17 protein-coding genes are annotated in these 19,455 nt (G+C 64.3%); 15 read left to right on the top strand and 2 right to left on the bottom strand.

What is annotated here, in order from left to right:
• The first annotated feature begins 298 nt into the window (after positions 1–298).
• From PCJ21_RS16945 to PCJ21_RS16900, 10 genes are all read left to right on the top strand, one after another.
• Positions 299–1,657 carry an ABC transporter substrate-binding protein gene (locus PCJ21_RS16945; RefSeq protein ID WP_269932601.1) on the top strand — a complete coding sequence of 453 codons (1,359 nt, stop codon included), beginning with the start codon at positions 299–301 and terminating at the stop codon, positions 1,655–1,657.
• A 94-nt stretch (positions 1,658–1,751) separates the two neighbouring features.
• Complete coding sequence (locus PCJ21_RS16940) at positions 1,752–2,663, top strand: carbohydrate ABC transporter permease (protein WP_269932600.1); 912 nt, start codon at positions 1,752–1,754, stop codon at positions 2,661–2,663.
• Positions 2,660–3,514, top strand: coding sequence for a carbohydrate ABC transporter permease (locus PCJ21_RS16935; RefSeq protein ID WP_269932599.1), 855 nt, complete (start codon positions 2,660–2,662; stop codon positions 3,512–3,514). Before PCJ21_RS16940 ends, PCJ21_RS16935 begins: the two co-directional genes overlap by 4 nt.
• Positions 3,515–3,557: 43 nt before the next feature.
• Entirely contained in the window at positions 3,558–4,235 is a 678-nt protein-coding gene (locus PCJ21_RS16930; RefSeq protein WP_269932598.1) for a GntR family transcriptional regulator, read from the top strand.
• A complete protein-coding gene (locus PCJ21_RS16925; protein ID WP_269932597.1) occupies positions 4,232–5,263 on the top strand; it encodes a DUF2804 domain-containing protein in 1,032 nt (343 codons plus the stop codon). Before PCJ21_RS16930 ends, PCJ21_RS16925 begins: the two co-directional genes overlap by 4 nt.
• An 8-nt stretch (positions 5,264–5,271) precedes the next feature.
• On the top strand, positions 5,272–6,273 hold the full coding sequence (locus tag PCJ21_RS16920; RefSeq protein ID WP_269932596.1) for a DUF2804 domain-containing protein: 1,002 nt from the start codon (positions 5,272–5,274) through the stop codon (positions 6,271–6,273).
• A gap of 48 nt (positions 6,274–6,321) precedes the next feature.
• Complete coding sequence (locus PCJ21_RS16915) at positions 6,322–7,374, top strand: ABC transporter ATP-binding protein (RefSeq protein ID WP_269932595.1); 1,053 nt, start codon at positions 6,322–6,324, stop codon at positions 7,372–7,374.
• A 229-nt stretch (positions 7,375–7,603) separates the two neighbouring features.
• A complete protein-coding gene (locus PCJ21_RS16910; RefSeq protein WP_269932594.1) occupies positions 7,604–8,176 on the top strand; it encodes a sigma-70 family RNA polymerase sigma factor in 573 nt (190 codons plus the stop codon).
• Positions 8,173–8,841 (top strand): anti-sigma factor, encoded by a 669-nt coding sequence (locus PCJ21_RS16905; protein ID WP_269932593.1) that lies wholly within the window; start codon positions 8,173–8,175, stop codon positions 8,839–8,841. Before PCJ21_RS16910 ends, PCJ21_RS16905 begins: the two co-directional genes overlap by 4 nt.
• A complete protein-coding gene (locus PCJ21_RS16900; protein WP_442866034.1) occupies positions 8,838–10,316 on the top strand; it encodes a S8 family serine peptidase in 1,479 nt (492 codons plus the stop codon). Before PCJ21_RS16905 ends, PCJ21_RS16900 begins: the two co-directional genes overlap by 4 nt.
• Positions 10,317–10,396: 80 nt before the next feature.
• Here PCJ21_RS16900 and PCJ21_RS16895 read toward each other — a convergent pair whose 3' ends face one another.
• Positions 10,397–11,419 (bottom strand): substrate-binding domain-containing protein, encoded by a 1,023-nt coding sequence (locus tag PCJ21_RS16895; RefSeq protein WP_269932591.1) that lies wholly within the window; start codon positions 11,417–11,419, stop codon positions 10,397–10,399.
• Between the two features lie 341 nt (positions 11,420–11,760).
• On the opposite strand from PCJ21_RS16895, the gene PCJ21_RS16890 reads away from it, so the two are divergent.
• The 5 genes from PCJ21_RS16890 to PCJ21_RS16870 all read left to right on the top strand — a co-directional run bounded on the left by PCJ21_RS16890 (position 11,761) and on the right by PCJ21_RS16870 (position 18,305).
• The gene (locus PCJ21_RS16890) at positions 11,761–13,116 is read left to right on the top strand and encodes an ABC transporter substrate-binding protein (protein ID WP_269932590.1); all 1,356 of its coding nucleotides are present in this window, start codon (positions 11,761–11,763) and stop codon (positions 13,114–13,116) included.
• Between the two features lie 218 nt (positions 13,117–13,334).
• A complete protein-coding gene (locus tag PCJ21_RS16885; RefSeq protein ID WP_269932589.1) occupies positions 13,335–14,351 on the top strand; it encodes a carbohydrate ABC transporter permease in 1,017 nt (338 codons plus the stop codon).
• 1 nt (position 14,352) lies between these two features.
• Positions 14,353–15,504 (top strand): carbohydrate ABC transporter permease, encoded by a 1,152-nt coding sequence (locus PCJ21_RS16880; RefSeq protein ID WP_269932588.1) that lies wholly within the window; start codon positions 14,353–14,355, stop codon positions 15,502–15,504.
• Between the two features lie 16 nt (positions 15,505–15,520).
• Positions 15,521–17,173: a beta-galactosidase BglA gene (gene bglA / locus PCJ21_RS16875; protein ID WP_442866033.1), complete on the top strand. Its 1,653-nt coding sequence runs from the start codon at positions 15,521–15,523 to the stop codon at positions 17,171–17,173.
• A 22-nt stretch (positions 17,174–17,195) separates the two neighbouring features.
• Positions 17,196–18,305, top strand: a complete 1,110-nt coding sequence (locus tag PCJ21_RS16870; RefSeq protein WP_269932586.1) for an ABC transporter ATP-binding protein — start codon at positions 17,196–17,198, stop codon at positions 18,303–18,305.
• Between the two features lie 211 nt (positions 18,306–18,516).
• Here PCJ21_RS16870 and PCJ21_RS16865 read toward each other — a convergent pair whose 3' ends face one another.
• Positions 18,517–19,359 carry a metal ABC transporter permease gene (locus PCJ21_RS16865; RefSeq protein WP_269932585.1) on the bottom strand — a complete coding sequence of 281 codons (843 nt, stop codon included), beginning with the start codon at positions 19,357–19,359 and terminating at the stop codon, positions 18,517–18,519.
• Positions 19,360–19,455 lie beyond the last annotated feature (96 nt).

Here is a 19,455-nt window from a genome sequence, read left to right as displayed (position 1 = left end):
CGAAGGCCACCGACAAGGCTGGTCACGGTGCGAATCCCCGTATCGCGACAACGCGATGCCTTTCGCATTTTTGTGCACTGCACCCAGAAAACGAGCGATGCGGGACGTTCTGCGCATTCGTGTTGTCGTCGGTTGGGGTTCGTGTGCTTTCGTTTTCGCGTTGACTCTAGAAAGGCTCTTCACTACGACACGTTCTGCATTCTATAGAATGTAGAACATAGGCATTGGCGCACCGGTCAGGTCGCGGCATGACATGCGGTCATGCTCCCTGTTGGCCGGAGCCATAAGGGAGGCTCATGTGAAGCAGACGAGTACGGGCAAGTTTTCCGTGTCGCGCCGCGCGGTTTTCGCCGCAGGCCTGTCGGCGGTTGCCGCAATTTCCATTCTCGCGACCGGCGCCAGCTACGCGCAGGACGCTCTCGGCACAGCCGAGCAGCCGGTCGAGATCCGGATGATCGCCAACGAGGCGTTCGCCAATCAGTGGCAAACCAACATGGTGCCCGAGTTCAACAAGGTGTACCCGAACATCAAGGTCACCATCGACGGCGTGCCGTATGCCGAGCTGCTGGCCAAGAGCCTGCTCGATGCGACCGGTCCGGCTCCGACCTACGACATCATCATCGCCGACGATCCCTGGATCCCCCAGCTCGCCAGTGCAGGCGTCCTCGTCGATCTGAAGAAGGATGCGGCAGCATGGACGTCCGCCGACTACGACTGGGCCGATTTCAACGCCGCCCCGCTCGCCGCCGGTGAATGGAATGGCGTGCAGTACGGCGTGCCGCTGCGCTCGAACCTGCTTTTGATGTTCACCAACAAGGCGCTCTACGAAAAGGCCGGCCTGCCCGCGCCGACACCGGAGCTGACCTGGGAGCAGTTCTTCCAGCAGGCCGAGAAGCTGGTGCAGGACACCAATGGCGACGGCAAGGTCGACGCCTGGGCAGTCGACACCTACTTCATGCGCGATGCGCTGACCCCGACCATCTGGCAGACCATTCTCAATTCGAATGGCGGTGCGCTGCTCGACGCCGGCAACAAGCCGACCTTCAACAACGAAGCCGGCGTCAAGGCGCTGCAGACCCATATCGACCTGCTGAAATACGCGCCGACGGGCGCCGTCAGCCACGGCTTCAACGAGTCGCTGCAGGCGTTCCGCCAGGGCCAGGTTGCTTCCATGTTCATGTGGGGCAGCGTGTTCAAGGGCACGGCCGTCGATCCATCGACCACCACGCTCAAGCCTGAACAGGTCGGCATCCAGGTCATGCCGGTCGGTTCGAAGAGCGCCGGCGCGCACCGTGGCATCTGGAGCGGCGCGATCAACAACAAGAGCGAAAACCAGCAGGCAGCCTGGGCGCTGCTGCAGTGGCTCAGCTCCAAGGAGGGCGAAGTCTGGCAGTCGAACGCTCTTGGCGTCTTCCCGGCGCGCAAGTCGACCCTTGCAACCACGCCCGAGCATGAGTGGCTGAAGCCGGTATTCGCCGCCCTGCAGCAGGGCTATGACGCCGCCGGCGAAGGCCAGATGTGGCGTCCGCGCCATCCGAAGTCCGACGCCGTGCAGCAGGTTCTCGCCGACGAGACCGCCCGCGCCGTGGCCGGCCAGGCGACGCCGCAGGAAGCGCTGCAGGCTGCTGCCGAAAAGATCGAGAAGCTGCTCGACTGATCTGCCAAGAAGGCGCCGCGCGTTCCACGGATGCGCGGCGCTTCGTCCTTCGATTTCGAATTCTGGGGCCAGGGCCTCGAGGAGCATCAGTCACATGGCAACTGTTGGACGTAGTCGCTCGCGCGGCGCCGCCAAGCTGGCGGACCTGACCAGCCGCTGGGCGTTCATGGCGCCCGCGACCATCATTCTGCTGGCGATGCTTGCCTATCCCATCCTCTACACCATCGAGATTTCCTTCTCGGAACTCGACCTTGCCACGTTCACCGCCACCGAATGGGTCGGCTGGGACAACTACATCGAAGTGCTGAACGACGCCCGTTTCTGGGAATCGCTCCGGATCACCGGCATCTATCTGGTCCTGGCGCTGCCGCTGCAAATGATCCTCGGCTTCGGCATTGCATTCCTTATCAACGCCAACTGGCAGGGCCGCGGCCTTGTCCGCGCGCTGTTCATCATCCCGATGGTCGTGGCGCCGGTGGTGGCCGGCGGTGTCTGGCGCATGATCCTCGACCCGCTGTGGGGCCTCGCCAACTATGTCATCGGCCTTGCCGGCTTCGAGCCGCTTGACTGGCTCGGCAACCCCAGCCTCGCCATGCTGACCGTCGTCATCATCGACACCTGGCGCTGGACGCCTTTCGTCACCCTGATCGCCACCGCCGCCCTGATGTCGCTGCCCAAGGATGTCTTCGAGGCGGCCGAGATCGACGGCGCCAACTGGTGGACCATGTTCTGGTCGATCACCCTGCCGCTGCTGCTGCCGATCATTGCCGCGACCTTCGTCGTGCGCTGGCTGGGTGCGGTGAAGATGTTCGACATCGCCCTTGCGGCGACAAACGGCGGTCCCGGAGCGGCGACCAAGGTCATCAACCTGTTCATCTATGAAGAAGCGTTCCGATCGCTGAAATTCGCCGAGTCCGCGGCGATGGCCGTGATCATCCTCGTCCTGACCATGGTTCTGACGGCGCTGTTCCTGCGTGGCAGCCGCAAGCTGGAGGAAATGTATTGAGCGCCGCCGTTTCTGTTCGCCGTCGCAAGGTTCCGGTCGGTCACTATGTCCGTGTCACCTCGGGCGTGGTTGCCTGCCTCTTGTTCCTGTTCCCGGTGTTCTGGATGGTGCTGACATCGTTCAAGATGCCGCGCGACATCTTCACGACGCCGCCGACGCTGTTCTTCACGCCGACGCTCGAGACCTACATCAGCTACATGTCGCGGGCCGACATCCCTTATCGGATGCTCAACACAGTCATCGTCGCCTTCGGCTCGGCGTTCATCTCCATCATCGCCGGCTCGATGGCCGGATATGCCCTGGCGCGCATCCGCCTGCGCGGGGCGGGCATGCTCGGCGCGCTGATCCTCCTGTCGCGCGGCGTGCCGCCGATCGCACTGGCGGTGCCGATGTTCCTCGTCGCCCGCAGCCTCGGGCTCACCGACAAGCACATCACTCTGATCCTCGCCTACTGCACCTTCCTCATCCCCTATGTGATGTGGCTGATGCGCGGGTTCTTCATGGCTTTGCCCAAGGAGCTCGAGGAATCGGCGATGATCGACGGCTGCACCCGTTTCGGCGCCTTCTTCCGCATCATCGTGCCGATCTCGCTGCCGGGCATCCTGTCGACCATGATCTTCAGCGTCATCCTCGCCTGGGAAGAGCTGCTGTTCGCCCTGGTGCTGACCAATCGCAACGCCTCGACCATTCCGGTGTCGATCGCCGGCATCGCCGGCGACTCGGTCAACGGCGCCAACTGGGGCGCACTGACGGCTGTCGGCACTCTGACCGTCGTGCCTGTGGTCATCTTCGCGCTGCTCGTTCAGAAATGGCTGATTCAGGGGCTGGCCGATGGCGCGACGAAGGGATGACGCCAATGGCCTGTTCGCACAATTGCCAGCCGGGAGGACAGCGATGAAACCGAAAGCGGTCTTCATGACCAAGGCGGAGCTGGCGCGCCAGCATATCCAGGAGATGATCGTCTCCGGCGCGGTCCGCGCTGGAGCCCGCATCACCACGCGTGAAATCGCCGAGGCCCTCGGCATGAGCGAGACGCCCATCCGCGAGGCATTGCGCAGCCTGTCGGCCGAAGGCTGGCTCGACTTCCACGCTCATCTCGGCGTCGTCGTCGCCTCTTTCAACAGCGACCACGTGCATGAAGTCTATGCACTGCGCGGCATGCTTGGCGCGCTTGCCATCGAACTTGGCGCGCCGAGCTACGACGTGGACAGGCTGGCCGAGATTGATCGCAACATAGCGGAGAGCGAAGCTGCCGTGTCTTCAACCGACGCCGGTCTCTACGCCCGTCTCAATCACGATTTCCACGTCCTGTTGTGCGACACGCCGCACTCGCAGTGGAGCCTCAAGCTGCTGGTAAACCTGCGCGCCCAGACGATGGCCATGCATCGTGGCTTCGAGGCGGTGCCTCAGCGCATGCGCGCTTCGCTCGACGAGCACCGCGACATCCGCAAGGCGATCAGCAGCGGTGACTACGATCGCGCCGCGACCCTGGTGCGCCAGCACGAAGAGGCCGCCGGGCTTGCGCTGATCGGCGAGCTCGACCGTTCGCGGGCGGAGCTGGCCGCGAAGTGAACCAGGTAATCGACCCAGCGACGCGCGCCACCGCAGCGCGACTCGAGCGCGAGCTGACTGCGCCCGTGGACATCTGCCTGCCGAGCGGCCGGCTCAATCCGGCCGCCGTCGGCTGGAGCCGCAGGCCGTTGCATCGCGCCAACCTTCAGGGCTGGGGCCGCAACAAGCGTTTCGAATACTGGTGCATCGTCGCCCGCGACTTCATCGTAACCGCCAACATCTCGCATCACGACTACCGCGCCAACGTCGCCTCGACCTTCATCGACCTGAAGTCCGGGCACACCATCTCGAAGCGCCAGAACCGCTGGTTCCCGCCGGCCGGCACGCTCTCCGGCCACGATCCGTCGGCTGCAATGGAGGCTTCCGCCGAAGGCATCACGGTGCGCCTTGCGCCCATCCGGAATGGCACGCAGATCCGCGTCGACAACGCATCGGTCCACGTCGACCTGCAGGTGACCGAAGAGCCCGGCCGCGAATCGATGGGCGTGCTGGTGCCGTGGAGCGAGCGCCTGTTCCAGTACACGCGCAAAAACAACTGCCTGCCGGTCGAGGGTTCGGTCTGGGTCGACGGCGTCGAGCGCCGCGTCCGCCGCGGCGAGGCCTACGCCATCCACGATCACGGCCGCGGCCGCTGGCCCTACAGCACCTGGTGGAACTGGGCGGCCGGCAGCGGCGTCACCGACGGCCATGAGATCGGCCTGCAGTTCGGCGGCAAGTGGACGGCCGGCACGCCCTCGACCGAAAACGCGCTGCGCATCGACGGACGCCTGCACAAGATCAGCCAGGAACTGACCTGGACCTACGACCGCTCCAACTGGATGGCGCCCTGGCGCATCCAGGGCGACAGGGTCGAGCTGACCTTCACGCCCTCGATCTATCACCACCACTTTTTCAATCGCTACGTCATCAGCGCCCGGGGCGACCAATGCTTCGGCAATTTTGACGGCGAGATCGTTTCCGACGCGGGAAAGACGTTGCGGGTGCGGAGTGTATTCGGACTGGCTGAGGAGGTTCACCGCAAATGGTAGGCGGCGTAATGAAGACTGAACGCGAGATCACCGAGCCGGTGGACCTGTGCTTGCCCAACGGGCGCCTGAACCCGGCTGCCGTCGGCTGGACGCGCAAGGCGCTGCACACGGCCAATCTCCAGGGCTGGGGCCGCAACAAGCGTTTCGAATACTGGTGCATCACCACGCCGGACCTCACGGTTGCGGTCAACATCTCGCACAGCGACTATCGCGTGACGCTTGCGACCTTCTTCCTCGACATGAAGACGCTTGCGACCTTTTCGCAGGCCGAGATCCACTGGCTGCCGCGCGGCCGCGTCACGCCCATGCCGCAGAAATCCGGCGACGGCTCGCTCGTCGGCCAGGGCGACGCGATGAAGATCGAGATGCTCGAGATCGACAACGGCACGCTTTTGCGCGCCGCAACGCCGCGTCTCGACCTTGAAATCGAGGCGGTCAGGGAGCCCGGCCACGAGGCCATGGGCGTCGTCGTTCCGTGGGACGACAAGCGGTTCCAGTACACGCTCAAGGACAACTGCATTCCGGCGCGCGGCTGGGTCAAGGCCGACGGCAAGCGTTACGAGCTTTCCGCCGATACGGCATTCGCCACGCTCGACCATGGCCGCGGCCGTTGGCCCTACTCGATCGTCTGGAACTGGGGCGCGGGCAGCGGTCGCACCGCAGATGGCGAGGTCATCGGCTTGCAGTTCGGCGCCAAGTGGACCGATGGCACGCCCTCGACCGAGAACTGCCTGCGCATCGACGGGCGCATCCAGAAGATCAGCCAGGAGCTGGAATGGATCTATGACCGCAACGACTGGATGGCACCGTGGCGCATCAGCGGCGAGCGCGTCGACCTGACCTTCACCCCTGTCCACGATCGCTATTCGTGCTTCGACCGCCTCGTCGTCATCTCGAAGGAACATCAGGTCTTTGGCTGGTACGACGGCACGATCGTCAGCGAGGACGGCCGACGGATCACGGTCGAGAAGATTTTCGGTTGGGCCGAAGAGGTCAAGCGGCGGTGGTAACGCCGCCCGACACGCCCGCGCCAGTCACACGAATTCCAGGAAGCAATCATGAGCAATGTTGAAATCAGGGACGTCCGCAAGGCCTATGCCGGCCATGCCGTCATCCATGGCATCACGATCGACATTCCCGATGGCGAGTTCGTCGCCCTGGTCGGTCCGTCCGGTTGCGGCAAGTCAACCCTGCTGCGCATGATCGCCGGCCTAGAGGAGATCACCGACGGCGAGATCGCCATCGGCGGCCGCGTCGTCAACGATGTCGCGCCCAAGGATCGCGACATCGCCATGGTGTTCCAGAACTACGCGCTTTATCCGCACAAGTCCGTGCGCGAGAACATGGGCTTTGCCCTGCGCATGCGCCGCACGCCGAAGGCCGAGATCGACACGCGCGTCAACGAGGCGGCCCGCATTCTCGGGCTGGAAGCTCTGCTCGACCGCAAGCCGCGTGCCTTGTCCGGCGGCCAGCGTCAGCGCGTCGCCATGGGCCGCGCCATCGTGCGCAACCCCAACGTCTTCTTGTTCGACGAGCCGCTTTCCAACCTTGATGCCAAGCTGCGCGGCGAGATGCGCTCCGAGCTCAAGGAACTGCACCAGCGCCTCGGCACCACCACCGTCTACGTCACCCACGACCAGATCGAGGCGATGACCCTGGCCGACCGCGTGGTCGTCATGAATGGCGGCAGGGTCGAGCAATCCGGTCCGCCGCTCGAACTCTACGATCGTCCCCACAGCCTGTTCGTCGCCGCCTTTATCGGCTCGCCGCCGATGAATTTCCTCGAAGGCAAGATCGACGCGGCGGGCAAGCTGGCGCTCGATACGGGCGAGGCGCTCGATCTGCCGGCACTCGGCCACCCAGCCGGTACTGCCGTGACCATCGGCGTTCGGCCCGAACATTTCGCGCTCGCCGACAAAGGCTGGCCAGCGACCGTTTCGGTGGTCGAGCCGACCGGTTCGGAAACCCAGATCACAGCGCGCCTGGCAGGTCGGGTCATCCGCGTGCTGATCCGCGGCCGTACCGATGTCGGTCCCGGCGACACCATCCATCTGCATGCGGACCCGAAGGACGTCCATGTGTTCGACACGTTGACGGGCAAGCGCATCTAGACCTCGTCGAAGAGCCTGGCGGCAGGCAGGCGCAAGCCTGCCACTGTCGATGCGGTCTTGTGGACGGCGGCGGGCTAACCGGTCCCGCCGCCGTTGCCGTTCGTGCGTTGTCGCACGGACTCGCCATGCCTCGAAACTTCGGTTAGCTTTCTTCATCCGAAACATTCCGGTGAACCTTTTTGCGGCGAGCAACGACCAAGCAGACAGGAGCCCGGCGGTTGCACCGGCCATGAACATCGCATCTGACCCGATGTCCGATCGTGATCTCGTGAGCCGCGTCGCAAACGGCGATCGCGCCGCTTTGCGGCTTCTGTTTACGCGCCACCATGCACGGGTCTACCGTTTCGTGGCGCGCCAGACGGGATCGGAAGCCGTGGCGGATGATGTAGCAAATGAAGTGTTTCTTGAGCTGTGGCGCCAGGCGCCGCAATTCGAAGGCCGCTCCGAAGTCTCGACCTGGCTGCTCGGCATTGCTCGCTTCAAGGCGCTTTCGTCGCTGCGCAAGCGCAAGGAAGAGTGGCTCGACGACGACGATGCGGCGGCGGTGCCTGATGGTGCAGACACCCCGGAAGTGGTGGCCATGAAGCAGGACAAGGGCGCCGCCCTTCGTCGCTTCGTCGACGGGCTTGCCGAGGAACATCGCACCGTTATCGACCTCGCCTATTATCATGGCAAGTCGGTGACCGAGATCGGCGACGTCCTCGACATTCCGGTCGCCACGGTCAAGACGCGGATGTTCTACGCCCGCAAGAAGCTCGGCGAGGCCTTGAAGGCCGCCGGATACGACAGGGGCTGGCCATGAGCGCTGCCGAAAAGATGACCCGCCGCGACGAGATCGAAACGCTGCTGCCGTTTTATCTGAACGGCACGCTGGAAGGCTCGGAACTGGCGACCGTGGAAGACTGGCTCGCCGGCGATCCGGCCGCCATGGGTGCGCTTGAGGCTGCCGAAGCCGAGTTCTCCGGCACGATGGCCGCCAACGAGGCGATCCGTCCGCCCGCCGATGCGCTGAGCCGCTTCTCCAAGATGCTCGAGGTCGAGGCTGGCCCGGTGCGCGAACCGAGGGCACAATCGTTCTTGGCGCGCGCCTGGCAGGGCTTCATGGGCCTGCCCGTCGGCGTCGCCTGGGCCGCGGCCGCCGCCATGCTTGCCTTCGTCGCTGTCCAGGGCGTGATGGATCGTCCCGGTGCCGGTGGTGGCTCCAACTTCGAGGTCGCCGGCACCGGCGGGGACGCAGCCAAGCTGCCCTTCGCGCTGGTCACCTTCAAGCCGGACGCCAGGATGTCGGATGTCGCGACCCTGCTTGGTGACAATGGCGCCTCGATCATCGACGGTCCGACCGCGAGCGGCGTCTTCCGCATCGCCATCCCGGCCGAAACTGTCGCCGAATACGACCGCATCCTCGGCCTCATCGCGGCCGCACCCTTCGCCGACACCGCCACGGCCGGCAGGAAGCCGGCCGGATGACGCGCGGGGGCAGGGTCTTTTTCATGACGATAGTGGCGGCGCTGTTTGTCGCCAGCCCTGCATTCGCCCAGACCAACGACCCGAACATCACGCCCGAGCAACTCGACTGCCTGAGCAGGGCCACCGCCGCGAATGCCGCCGATTGCCTCAAGCCTGGCGGCGGTGGAGGTGGCGGTGGCGGAGCGGCGGGCGAAGGTGCTGCCGGTCCCGTCGGTGTTCCAGACATGCTGGTCGATCTCTTCCCCGCGCCCGGTGGCCCGTCGACTGCCGCCCCCCCGACCACGGCACCGCCTGCGGCAGTGCCGGTCCCCACGCCCAACCCGCGGGGCCCGAATGGCCAAGCGGCAGTGTCCGATCTCGCCGCTTCGCCGCCGGTTCCGCCGTCGCCGAATGCCGCCCTTGCGATTTCGCCCCGGGCCATCGCGGGCGCCTTCGTGCCCGACGAGGTGCTGGTGACCATCGACGGCGGTCCTGCCGTGGCGCAGGCGGTTGCCGCGAGTCTCGGACTCGACATCCGCTCGCAGCGGCAGTCGACCCTTTTGGGCACCAGCGTCGTGCGCTTTGGCATTCCCGACGGTCGCCCGGTGCCGGTCGTGCTTGCCCAGCTCGCCGGCGACGGCCGCACCGCCGAGCGCGCGCCCAATCACATCTATGAACTGCAGCAGGCGGCTTCTACGCCCAATTTCGCCTTCCAGCGCATCGCCCTCGACGAAAGTGCCGCCAATGGCGAGAATGTCGACGTCGCCGTCATCGACACCGCCATCGACGAAACCCATCCGGCGCTGAAGGACGTCGTCGTCGGCATCTTTGACGCCATGCCGGGCGTCGCCGTCAGCGCGCGCGACCATGCCACCTCCGTTGCGGGGCTGATTGCCGGGGTCGGTCCGTTCAGGGGCATGGCGCCGGGATCGAAGATCCATCACGCCCGTGCGTTCGAGGGCGGCAAGTCGAACATGGAAATCATCCTCAACGCGCTCGACTGGGCTGCGGAGCAGGATGTCCAGATCGTCAACATGAGCTTCGTCGGGCCAAAAAACGCGCTTTTGGAGCAGGCCGTTCGTGCGGCACGCGGGCGCGGCCTGATCCTTGTCGCTGCCGCCGGCAACAATGGGCCTGGCGCACCCTATGGCTATCCGGCGGCCTACAAGGGGGTCATTGCGGTGACCGCCACCGACGCCAGGGATGCGCTGATGAAACAGGCCAATCGCGGCCCCTACGTCTATGTCTCGGCGCCCGGGGTCGATGTGATTGCGCCGGTCGGCGGCGGTACCGACCTGGTCACTGGCACATCCTTTGCCGCAGCGGTTGTCAGCGGTGCGATCGCCAATCTATTGCACAAGGAGCCGGGGCGTTCGGCCGACTCCGTCGAAAAGGCTTTGGCCGACACGGCGACCGACCTCGGCGACAAGGGCCGCGACGCCGATTTCGGCTTCGGGCTGATCAACACCAAGGCCGCCGAAGCGGCGAAGGAGTAGGCTTACTCCCCGCCTCACGAGGAAGCGGAGTAGCTTACCCCCCGTCCTAACCCGCCCCCACGAGGGGGAGGGCTAACTGGTTACAGCCTCGCACCGGCGATGGACCCCCGCACGACCAGGTCCACCGGCCAGACCTCGCCGCGCGCGCCATCTTCCAAACCCGAAATCCGCGCCGCCAGCCGCTCGGCGACGCGCGCGCCGGCGGCCCGGATCGATGAGCGCGTCGTCGTCAGCGGCACCGAAAAATGCTCGGGCTTGAGCCAGGGGAAGACGTCGTCATGGCAGATCAGCGACAGGTCGCCCGGCAGCGACAGGTTGAGATCGCGCGCCGCCCGCACCACGCCGAGCGCCATGATCAGGCTCGAGCAGACGATCGCCGTCGGCGCATCCGCGCCTTCCAGCAGGCTGCGCGTGGCGCGGTAGCCGTTCTCCTCCGTCATGACCTCGGAACGAATGTGCCTGGGGTCGAGCGCCAATCCGTTTTGCGCCAGCGCCCGCCTGACGCCGCGTTCGCGGAAAATCGCAAAGGTCTGGGCGTCGTCGCCGTTGATGAGCCCGACGCGCCGGTGCCCGAGCTGCACCAGCAGCCGCGTCGCGTCATGGAACGCCCCTTCATTGTCGATGTCGATGAAGGGATAGTCGAAGTCGAGGCCTTCGCTGCGCCCGTGCACGATGAAGGGGATGCCAAGCTGGTGGACCAGCGTCAGGCGCTTGTCGGCTCCGCGCGGCGCCGAGATGTAGAGTGCATCCACCTGCTTGTTGGCGACGATGCGCCGGTAGGTCGTCTCTTCGTCCTGGGCGTCGGCGGGGCTGAGCACGAGGTCGAGTTCGTGGCCGCGCGCATAGTCGCCGAGACCCGACAGGAATTCGACGAAATGCGGATCGATGTCGACGGCGGCCCCTGTCGGCAGAACGTAGCCGATCATCCCGGCCTTGCCTGTCGCCAGTCTTCGCGCGCTCGGGTTTGGCCGGTAGCCGTGGCGCTTGGCGGCATCCGTGACGCGCCGGCGCGTTTCCTCGTTGACCTCGGGATAGCCGTTCAGGGCGCGGCTCACCGTCGTCTGCGAAAGCTCCAGCATCAGCGCCAGTTGCTTGAGGTTCACCTCGGCTCCAATTCTCAAAGCGCTTTAAACGACAAGCGGTTGTCCAGCATTCTAGCGGCAGAGGATAAGGCTGAATTGCAGGGCTTTGAAGCAAAATGTTCTGCTGCGATGCCCAAAAACGTGCTGCATCGCACGCTAGCGCAAAATTAAATCGATTAGCTATGCATGGCTCTTGACTCGTCAGGAATTCGATGGCGTGATGAAGAAAGCCAAAGCGCTTTGAGATGCCGTAACGTGAAGCGAGTTGCAGGCTGCGCGATCATGGGGCAGAGTTCGAGGCGGTGCCGGCCGGCGGAATGGAGGTTCCGTCCGGAGTTTTTCGATCCACTGGGAGGAAGACCATGAGGAAGACCCTGTTGCTGGGCGTGGCTTTTGCTGCCGTCGCCCTGAGCGCGCCCGCGTCTGCGGAGCTGAAGTTCAAGCCGGGCGAAGACGCCCGTTTCACCTGGTCCAATTTCGACGACCTCAAGAAGGTCGACCTGAAGGGCGAGACGCTCTTGATCTTTGGGCCGTGGCGCGGCGAAGACGAGGCGCTGGCCCGCTCGGTGCTCGACTATTTCAGCGAGGCCACCGGTGCGACGATCAATTATTCGTCGTCCGAGAACTACGAACAACAGATCGTCATCGACACCCAGGCCGGCAGCCCGCCGAACATCGCCATTCTGCCGCAGCCGGGTCTGATCCAGGACCTGGCCTCGAAGGGCCTGCTGACGCCGCTCGACGAGGGCACCGCCAACTTCGTCAAGGAGAACTACGGCGCCGGCCAGTCCTGGGTCGATCTCGGCACCTACAAGGACAAGGACGGCAAATCAGGCTTCTACGGCTTCCCCTTCAAGGCCGACCTGAAGTCGCTGGTCTGGTACGTGCCGGAGAATTTCGAGGAAGCCGGCTACAAGGTGCCGGCGACCTGGGAAGAAATGCAGGCTCTGACCGACCAGATCGTCGCTGATGGCGGCGTGCCATGGTGCATTGGCCTGGGCTCCGGCGGCGCCACCGGCTGGCCGGCCACCGACTGGGTCGAAGACATCATGCTGCGCACGCAGTCGCCCGAAACCTACGACAAATGGACCAGGAACGAGATTCCGTTCAACGATCCCGCCGTCGTCAACGCGCTCGACATCTTTGCCAAGATCGCCACCAACGACAAATATGTCGACGGCGGCAAGGCAGCGGTTTCCGCAACCGACTTCCGCGACAGCCCCAAGGGCCTGTTTGCGGTTCCGCCCAAGTGCTACCTGCACCGCCAGGCGTCGTTCATCTCGTCCTTCTTCCCTGAAGGCACCAAGCTCGGCGAAGACGCCGACTTCTTCTACCTGCCGCCGATGGCGGCGAAGCCCGAGCTCGGCAATCCGGTGCTCGGCGGCGGCACGCTGTTCACCGTCGCCAAGGACTCCAAGGCCGCGCGCGCCTTCATCGATTTCCTGAAGATGCCGCTGGCCCACGAGATCTGGATGGCGCAGTCCGGCTTCCTGACCCCGCTCAAGACGGCGAACAAGGAGGCCTACGCCAACGAGGCGCTGAAGAAGCAGGGCGACATCCTGGTCAATGCGTCGACCTTCCGCTTCGACGGGTCGGACCTGATGCCGGGCAAGATAGGCGCCGGTGCATTCTGGACCGGCATGATCGATCTGGTCGGCGGCAAGCCGGCAGCCGATGTTGCGTCCGACATCCAGAAGAGCTGGGACGCGATCAAGTAAGCAAGGATAGCGCTTAGCCCCTTCATCTCGCCGCTTCGCGGCCGCCTTCTCCCCACAAGGGAGAGGGCACCGGCGGCGCCGTTCCCGGTTCCTCTCCCGCTGGGTAGAGGCTGCCCCCGGGGCGTCGTGGAGCGCGGGTGAGGGGGCATCTTTCCTGGCCTGGCAGTCTGCTCGAACCAGCCCGTTGAAAAGGGCCCGTTGAAAAGGGACTGATTCCCATGACGGCACAGATACTTTCGGCGATTTTCACGATCATTGTCGGCGTCGGCGGCTGCGTCATCTATTACTGGGGCGCCAACAAGCTTCTTGACGCCATTTTTCCCTCGCGCGGCGTGTCCGGTGCGGCTGCCGTCGACAACCTGCGCCGCCAGGGCTTCATCCGCCCGTGGCTGTTTGTCGGACCCGCGCTGCTCATCGTCACCGTCTATCTCGTCTATCCCGTCATCGAGACGGTGCGCCTGTCGTTCATGGATCGCAGCGGCGAGAATTTTGTCGGCCTTGCCAATTACAGCTGGGCGTTCGGCGATCGCGAGTTCCGCAATTCGATCTTCAACAACTTGCTGTGGCTTGCCGTCGTGCCGGCCGCCTGTACCTTCTTTGGCCTGGTCATCGCCGTGCTCACCGACAAGATCTGGTGGGGCAACATCGCCAAGAGCCTCGTCTTCCTGCCGCTCGCCATCTCGTTCGTCGGCGCCAGCGTCATCTGGAAATTCGTCTACGAATACCGTGCCGAAGGCCAGACCCAGATCGGTATCCTCAACGCTGCCGTGCAGCATCTCGGCGGCAACCCGCAGGTGTGGATCTCGACCCCGTTCTGGAACAACTTCTTCCTGATGGTCATCCTGATCTGGATCCAGACCGGCTTTGCCATGGTCATCCTGTCGTCAGCCCTGCGCGGCATTCCCGAGGAAACCATCGAGGCCGCCGTCATCGACGGCGCAAGCCCGTTCCAGATCTTCTGGAAGATCATGGTTCCGCAAATCTGGGGCACGATTGCGGTTGTCTGGACCACCATCACCATCCTGGTGCTCAAGGTATTCGACATCGTCCTGACGATGACCAACGGCCAGTGGAACAGCCAGGTGCTGGCAAACCTGATGTTCGACTGGATGTTCCGTGGCGGCGGCGACTTTGGCCGTGGCGCTGCGATCGCTGTCATCATCATGCTCGCCGTTGTGCCGATCATGATCTGGAACATCCGCCAGGCCAACCGCGAAGGCGGGGGAGGGCACTGACATGGCCGCAACCGGAAAGTCCTTTCTTGGCCGCTTCGGCGTCCACATCGCCGTCTTCGTCTTCGTCGCCATCTGGACCATCCCGACGCTCGGCATCCTCGTCAGCTCGCTGCGCGACAAGGACCAACTCATCGTCTCGGGCTGGTGGACGGCGCTCGGAACATCGTCGCAAACCGACGCCGGTCGCACCGACACCGCCGAAAAGCAGGTCCAGAAGGACGGCAAATTCCACATCGTGGGCAACCTGTTCGAAGCAGGCGATGCCCGTACCCTGACCCATTTCGGCACCAAGGCGCAGCAGCCGACGCAGCATCCGGCGGGCGAGGTTGCCGATCTCGGCGAGGGCATGACGCTGCAGGTCAATGATGACGGCTCGTACGTCATGTCGTCGCCCGAGGCGTTCGAGGGCACACGCGGCCAGCGCGTCTATTTCTCGGCTTCGTCGCCGCCGCGTTTCACCACCGACAACTACCGCACCGTGCTGTTTTCGGAGGGCATCGGGCGCTCGTTCATCAACTCGCTGACGGTGACCATTCCGGCGACCATCATCCCGATCCTGATCGCCGCCTATGCCGCCTATGCGCTCGCCTGGATGCGCTTTCCCGGCCGCGCGCTGCTGATCGCCGTCATCATCGGTCTATTGGTCGTGCCGCTGCAGATGTCGCTCATCCCGCTGCTCAAGCTCTACAATGGCGTCGGCCTGTTCTTCGGCGTGCCGGCCAAGACCTATCTCGGCATATGGCTGGCGCATACCGGCTTCGGCCTACCCTTCGCCATCTACCTGTTGCGAAGCTACATCGCCGGTTTGCCGCGCGAGATCATGGAATCCGCCCGCATCGACGGCGCCAGCGATTTCGAGATCTTCGTCAAGATCGTGCTGCCGCTGTCCTTCCCGGTGCTCGCCTCCTTCGCCATCTTCCAGTTCCTCTGGGTCTGGAACGATCTTCTGGTGGCGATGGTGTTCCTTGGCTCAGGCTCCGACCAGCTGGTGCTGACCGGCAAGCTCAATGCCCTGCTCGGCTCGCGCGGCGGCGACTGGGAAATCCTCACCACCTCGGCCTTCGTCACCATCATCGTGCCGCTGATCGTGTTCTTCTCGCTTCAACGTTATTTCGTCCGCGGCCTGCTCGCGGGTTCAGTCAAGGGAGGCTAGCGCCATGCAAGCCGCAATGCGCAGAAACGAAAACCCTGAAACCGCTGTCGATCGCGACTGGTGGCGGGGGGCGGTGATCTACCAGATCTACCCCCGCAGCTTCCAGGACTCCAACGGCGACGGCATTGGCGATCTCCAAGGCATCATCGAGCGGCTGCCGCACATCGCCGACCTTGGCGCCGACGCGGTCTGGATCTCGCCCTTCTTCAAGTCGCCGATGAAGGATTTCGGCTACGACATCTCGGACTATCTCGACATCGACCCGATGTTTGGGACGCTTGCCGACTTCGACGCGATGATATCAGAGGCCCATCGCCTCGGCCTCAAGGTGATGATCGACGGAGTCATCTCGCACACCTCCGACCTGCACCCCTGGTTCAAGGAAAGCCGGGCGAGCCGCGACAACGCCAAGGCCGACTGGTACGTCTGGGCCGACGCCAAGCCCGACGGCAGCCCGCCCAACAACTGGCTGTCGATCTTCGGCGGCTCTGCCTGGCAGTGGGACACCAGGCGTATGCAGTACTACCTGCACAACTTCCTGTCCGAGCAGCCCGACCTCAACTTCCACAACCGCGACGTCCAGGACGCGTTGATCGACGTCACCCGCTTCTGGCTCGACCGCGGCGTCGACGGTTTCCGGTTGGACACCATCAACTTCTACTTCCACTCGGCCGGGCTTGAGGACAATCCGGCACTGCCGCCGGAACAACGCAACGACCAGACCGCACCGGCGGTGAACCCGTACAATTTCCAGGACCACATCTTCGACAAGAGCCGGCCGGAGAACCTCGAATTCCTCGCCCGCTTCCGCGCCGTGCTCGACGAATATCCGGCGGCAGCTGCGGTCGGCGAAGTCGGCGATTCCCAGCGCGGCCTCGAAGTCGTTGCCTCCTACACCGCCGGCGGCGACAAGGTGCAGATGTGCTACGCCTTCGACTTCCTGGCGCCTGAGAAGATCTCTGCTGCCAAGGTTCGCAGGGTGCTGGAAGATTTCGGCAAGGCCGCCAGCGACGGCTGGTCGTGCTGGGCCTTCTCCAACCACGACGTCGTCCGCCATGCCTCGCGCTGGGGCATGGGCGAAGCCGACGGCACCGCCTATCTCAAGGTGATCTCGGCGCTGATGATGTCGCTGCGCGGCTCGGTCTGCATCTACCAGGGCGAGGAACTTGGCCTCACCGAAGCCGGTCTCGCCTTCGAGGATTTGCAGGACCCCTATGGCATCCGCTTCTGGCCCGAGTTCAAGGGCCGCGACGGCTGCCGCACGCCGATGGTCTGGAACAAGGACGCCAAGAACGGCGGCTTCTCCAGCGCCAAGCCGTGGCTGCCGGTGCCGGCGGATCACCTGGCCAAGGCCGTCGACACGCAGGAGGGCGACGACGCCTCACTGCTCGAACACTACCGCCGTTTCCTTGCCTTTCGTCGTGCCCATCCCGCGCTCACCAAGGGTGACATTTCGTTCCTCAAGGCCGAGGGCGACACGGTTGCCTTCACCCGCCGCGAAGGCAACGAGGAAATCGTCTGCGTCTTCAACCTTGGCGGTTCGCCGGCTAACGTCGACCTTGGAGGTCGAGGCCTGCAGCCCTTGCCGGGGCACGGACTCGATGGAAATGCCAATGCCGGTGCCGTCCGGCTCGGTGGTTACGGCGCCTGGTTCGGGCGCTTCGTCTGACCGCAAATTCTGGGAGGAAATCATGGCCGATCTAACGCTCAGGGACGTCAAGAAGTCCTACGGCAATCTGCACATTCTCCACGGCATCGACCTCGACATCAAATCCGGCGAGTTCATCGTCTTCGTCGGCCCCTCGGGCTGCGGAAAGTCGACGCTGCTGCGCTCGATCGCAGGTCTTGAGGAGATCACCGGCGGCACGCTGGAGATCGCCGGCGAGAAGGTCAACGACGTGCCGCCATCCAAGCGCGGCATCGCCATGGTGTTCCAGTCCTACGCGCTCTACCCGCATATGACCGTCTACGACAACATGGCCTTCGGCATGAAGATCGCCAAGGAAAGCAAGGCCGAGATCGACAAGCGGGTGCGCGCCGCCGCCGAAATCCTGCAGCTGACCAAGTATCTCGACAGGCTGCCCAAGGCGATGTCGGGCGGCCAGCGCCAGCGCGTCGCGATCGGCCGCGCCATCGTGCGCAATCCCAAGGTCTTCCTGTTCGACGAGCCGCTGTCCAACCTTGACGCAGCACTTCGCGTCGCCACCCGCATCGAGATCGCCAAGCTCAAGGAATCGATGCCCAACACAACGATGATCTACGTCACCCACGACCAGGTCGAGGCGATGACGCTTGCCGACCGCATCGTCGTGCTCAAGGACGGCCGCATCGAGCAGGTCGGCACGCCGATGGAGCTCTACAAGCATCCCGGCAACCTGTTCGTCGCCCAGTTCATCGGCTCGCCGGCAATGAACATCGTCGCTGGCAGCATCGACATGGCAGGCGAGACCAGCCTTGTCAGCCATGTCGGTGGCCACAAGACTTCAGTGCCGGTGGCAACGCCTGCCGAGGCCCAGGACAAGGCGGTCAGCTTCGGAGTGCGGCCCGAAGATCTCTATGTCGCGACCGGCGACGATTATCTGTTCGAGGGGCTCGTCGACTATGTCGAGCAGCTCGGCGAGGTCCAGCTCGTCTATGTCGACATCGGCCGCGCCGACCAGCCGCTGGTTGCCAAGCTGCCGGGCAATGTCGAGATCAAGCGCGGTGCCAAGATCCGGCTCGCCGCCAGCCCCGACGAGCTGCATATCTTCGACAGCGACGGCCATTCGTTTGCCCGCCGCCGCACGGCCGCGGCGGCGTAGGCTTTTTTTTGACCAAGCCGCTTGTGGCACTGCCTTTGTGGTGCCCCGATAGCAGGTTCGAGGGTGAGGCTGGACGTTGACGTCCCCCTCTCCCCGCCTGCGGGGAGAGGGTAAGGGTGAGGGGCAATCTGCAACGCTTGCGCCGCCCCTCATCTGCCTGCCGGCATCTTCTCCCCGTAAGGACGGGGAGAAGAGCGCTGGTCGCCGTCGCTCACTCCGCCACCACCTGCCTCTGCCGCAGCGCCGATTTGCGCGTGGCGACGAAGAACGCCACCACGAAGGCCAGGCTCATCAACAGAACGATGGTCGGTGCCGGCGCGCTGTCGATGAAGAAGCTGAGATAGACGCCAAAGAACGAGCACAGCACCGCCACCAGCACCGACACCAACAGCATGCGCTCGAAGCGGTCGGTGAGCAGGTAGGCGATCGCACCCGGCGCGATCAGCATGGCAATGGCGATGATGATGCCGACGGCCTTCAGTGCGCCGACGATGGTCAGCGACAGGATCGATAGCAGCCCGTAGTGCAACAGCTTGACCGGCAGGCCGATGGCCTGTGCGTGCTGCGGGTCGAAGGCGTGCAGCAACAGGTCGCGGCGGAAGATGCCGATGGCACCCGTGGCGACCAGCGCGATGACAGCAGTCTGGCCGACGTCGCTCCAGCTCACGCCGAGCATGTCGCCGAACAGGATATGGTCGAGATGCACGTCGGTCTGGATCTTGGTGTAGAGCACGATGCCGAGGCCGAACATGCCGGAGAAGACGATGCCCATGACGGTGTCTTCCTTGATCCGGCTGTTCTGCTTGAGATAGCCGGTCGCCAACGCGCAGGTCATGCCGGCGGCGAAGGCACCCATCGCCAGCGGCAGGCCGGCGATATAGGCCAGCACCACGCCGGGCAGGACGGCATGGCTGATAGCGTCGCCCATCAGCGACCAGCCCTTGAGCACCAAAAAGCACGACAAAAGCGCCATCGGCACCGCGACCAGAAGCGCAATGGCGAACGCCTGCTGCATGAACGGGAAGGCGAAGGGGAGGAAGAGGTTCTCGATCATGGTCGTGCCTCGCGTTGCAAAGACACGCGGCCTTCAAAGCCCCTCATCCGCCTGCCGGCACCTTCTCCCCGTGAAGAACGGGGAGAAGGGACAAGC

It is taken from the genome of Aminobacter sp. HY435, from assembly GCF_027568395.1.
In the GTDB taxonomy this organism is placed as follows: Bacteria; Pseudomonadota; Alphaproteobacteria; order Rhizobiales; family Rhizobiaceae; genus Aminobacter.
This window is presented reverse-complemented; position numbering and strand designations above follow the sequence as displayed.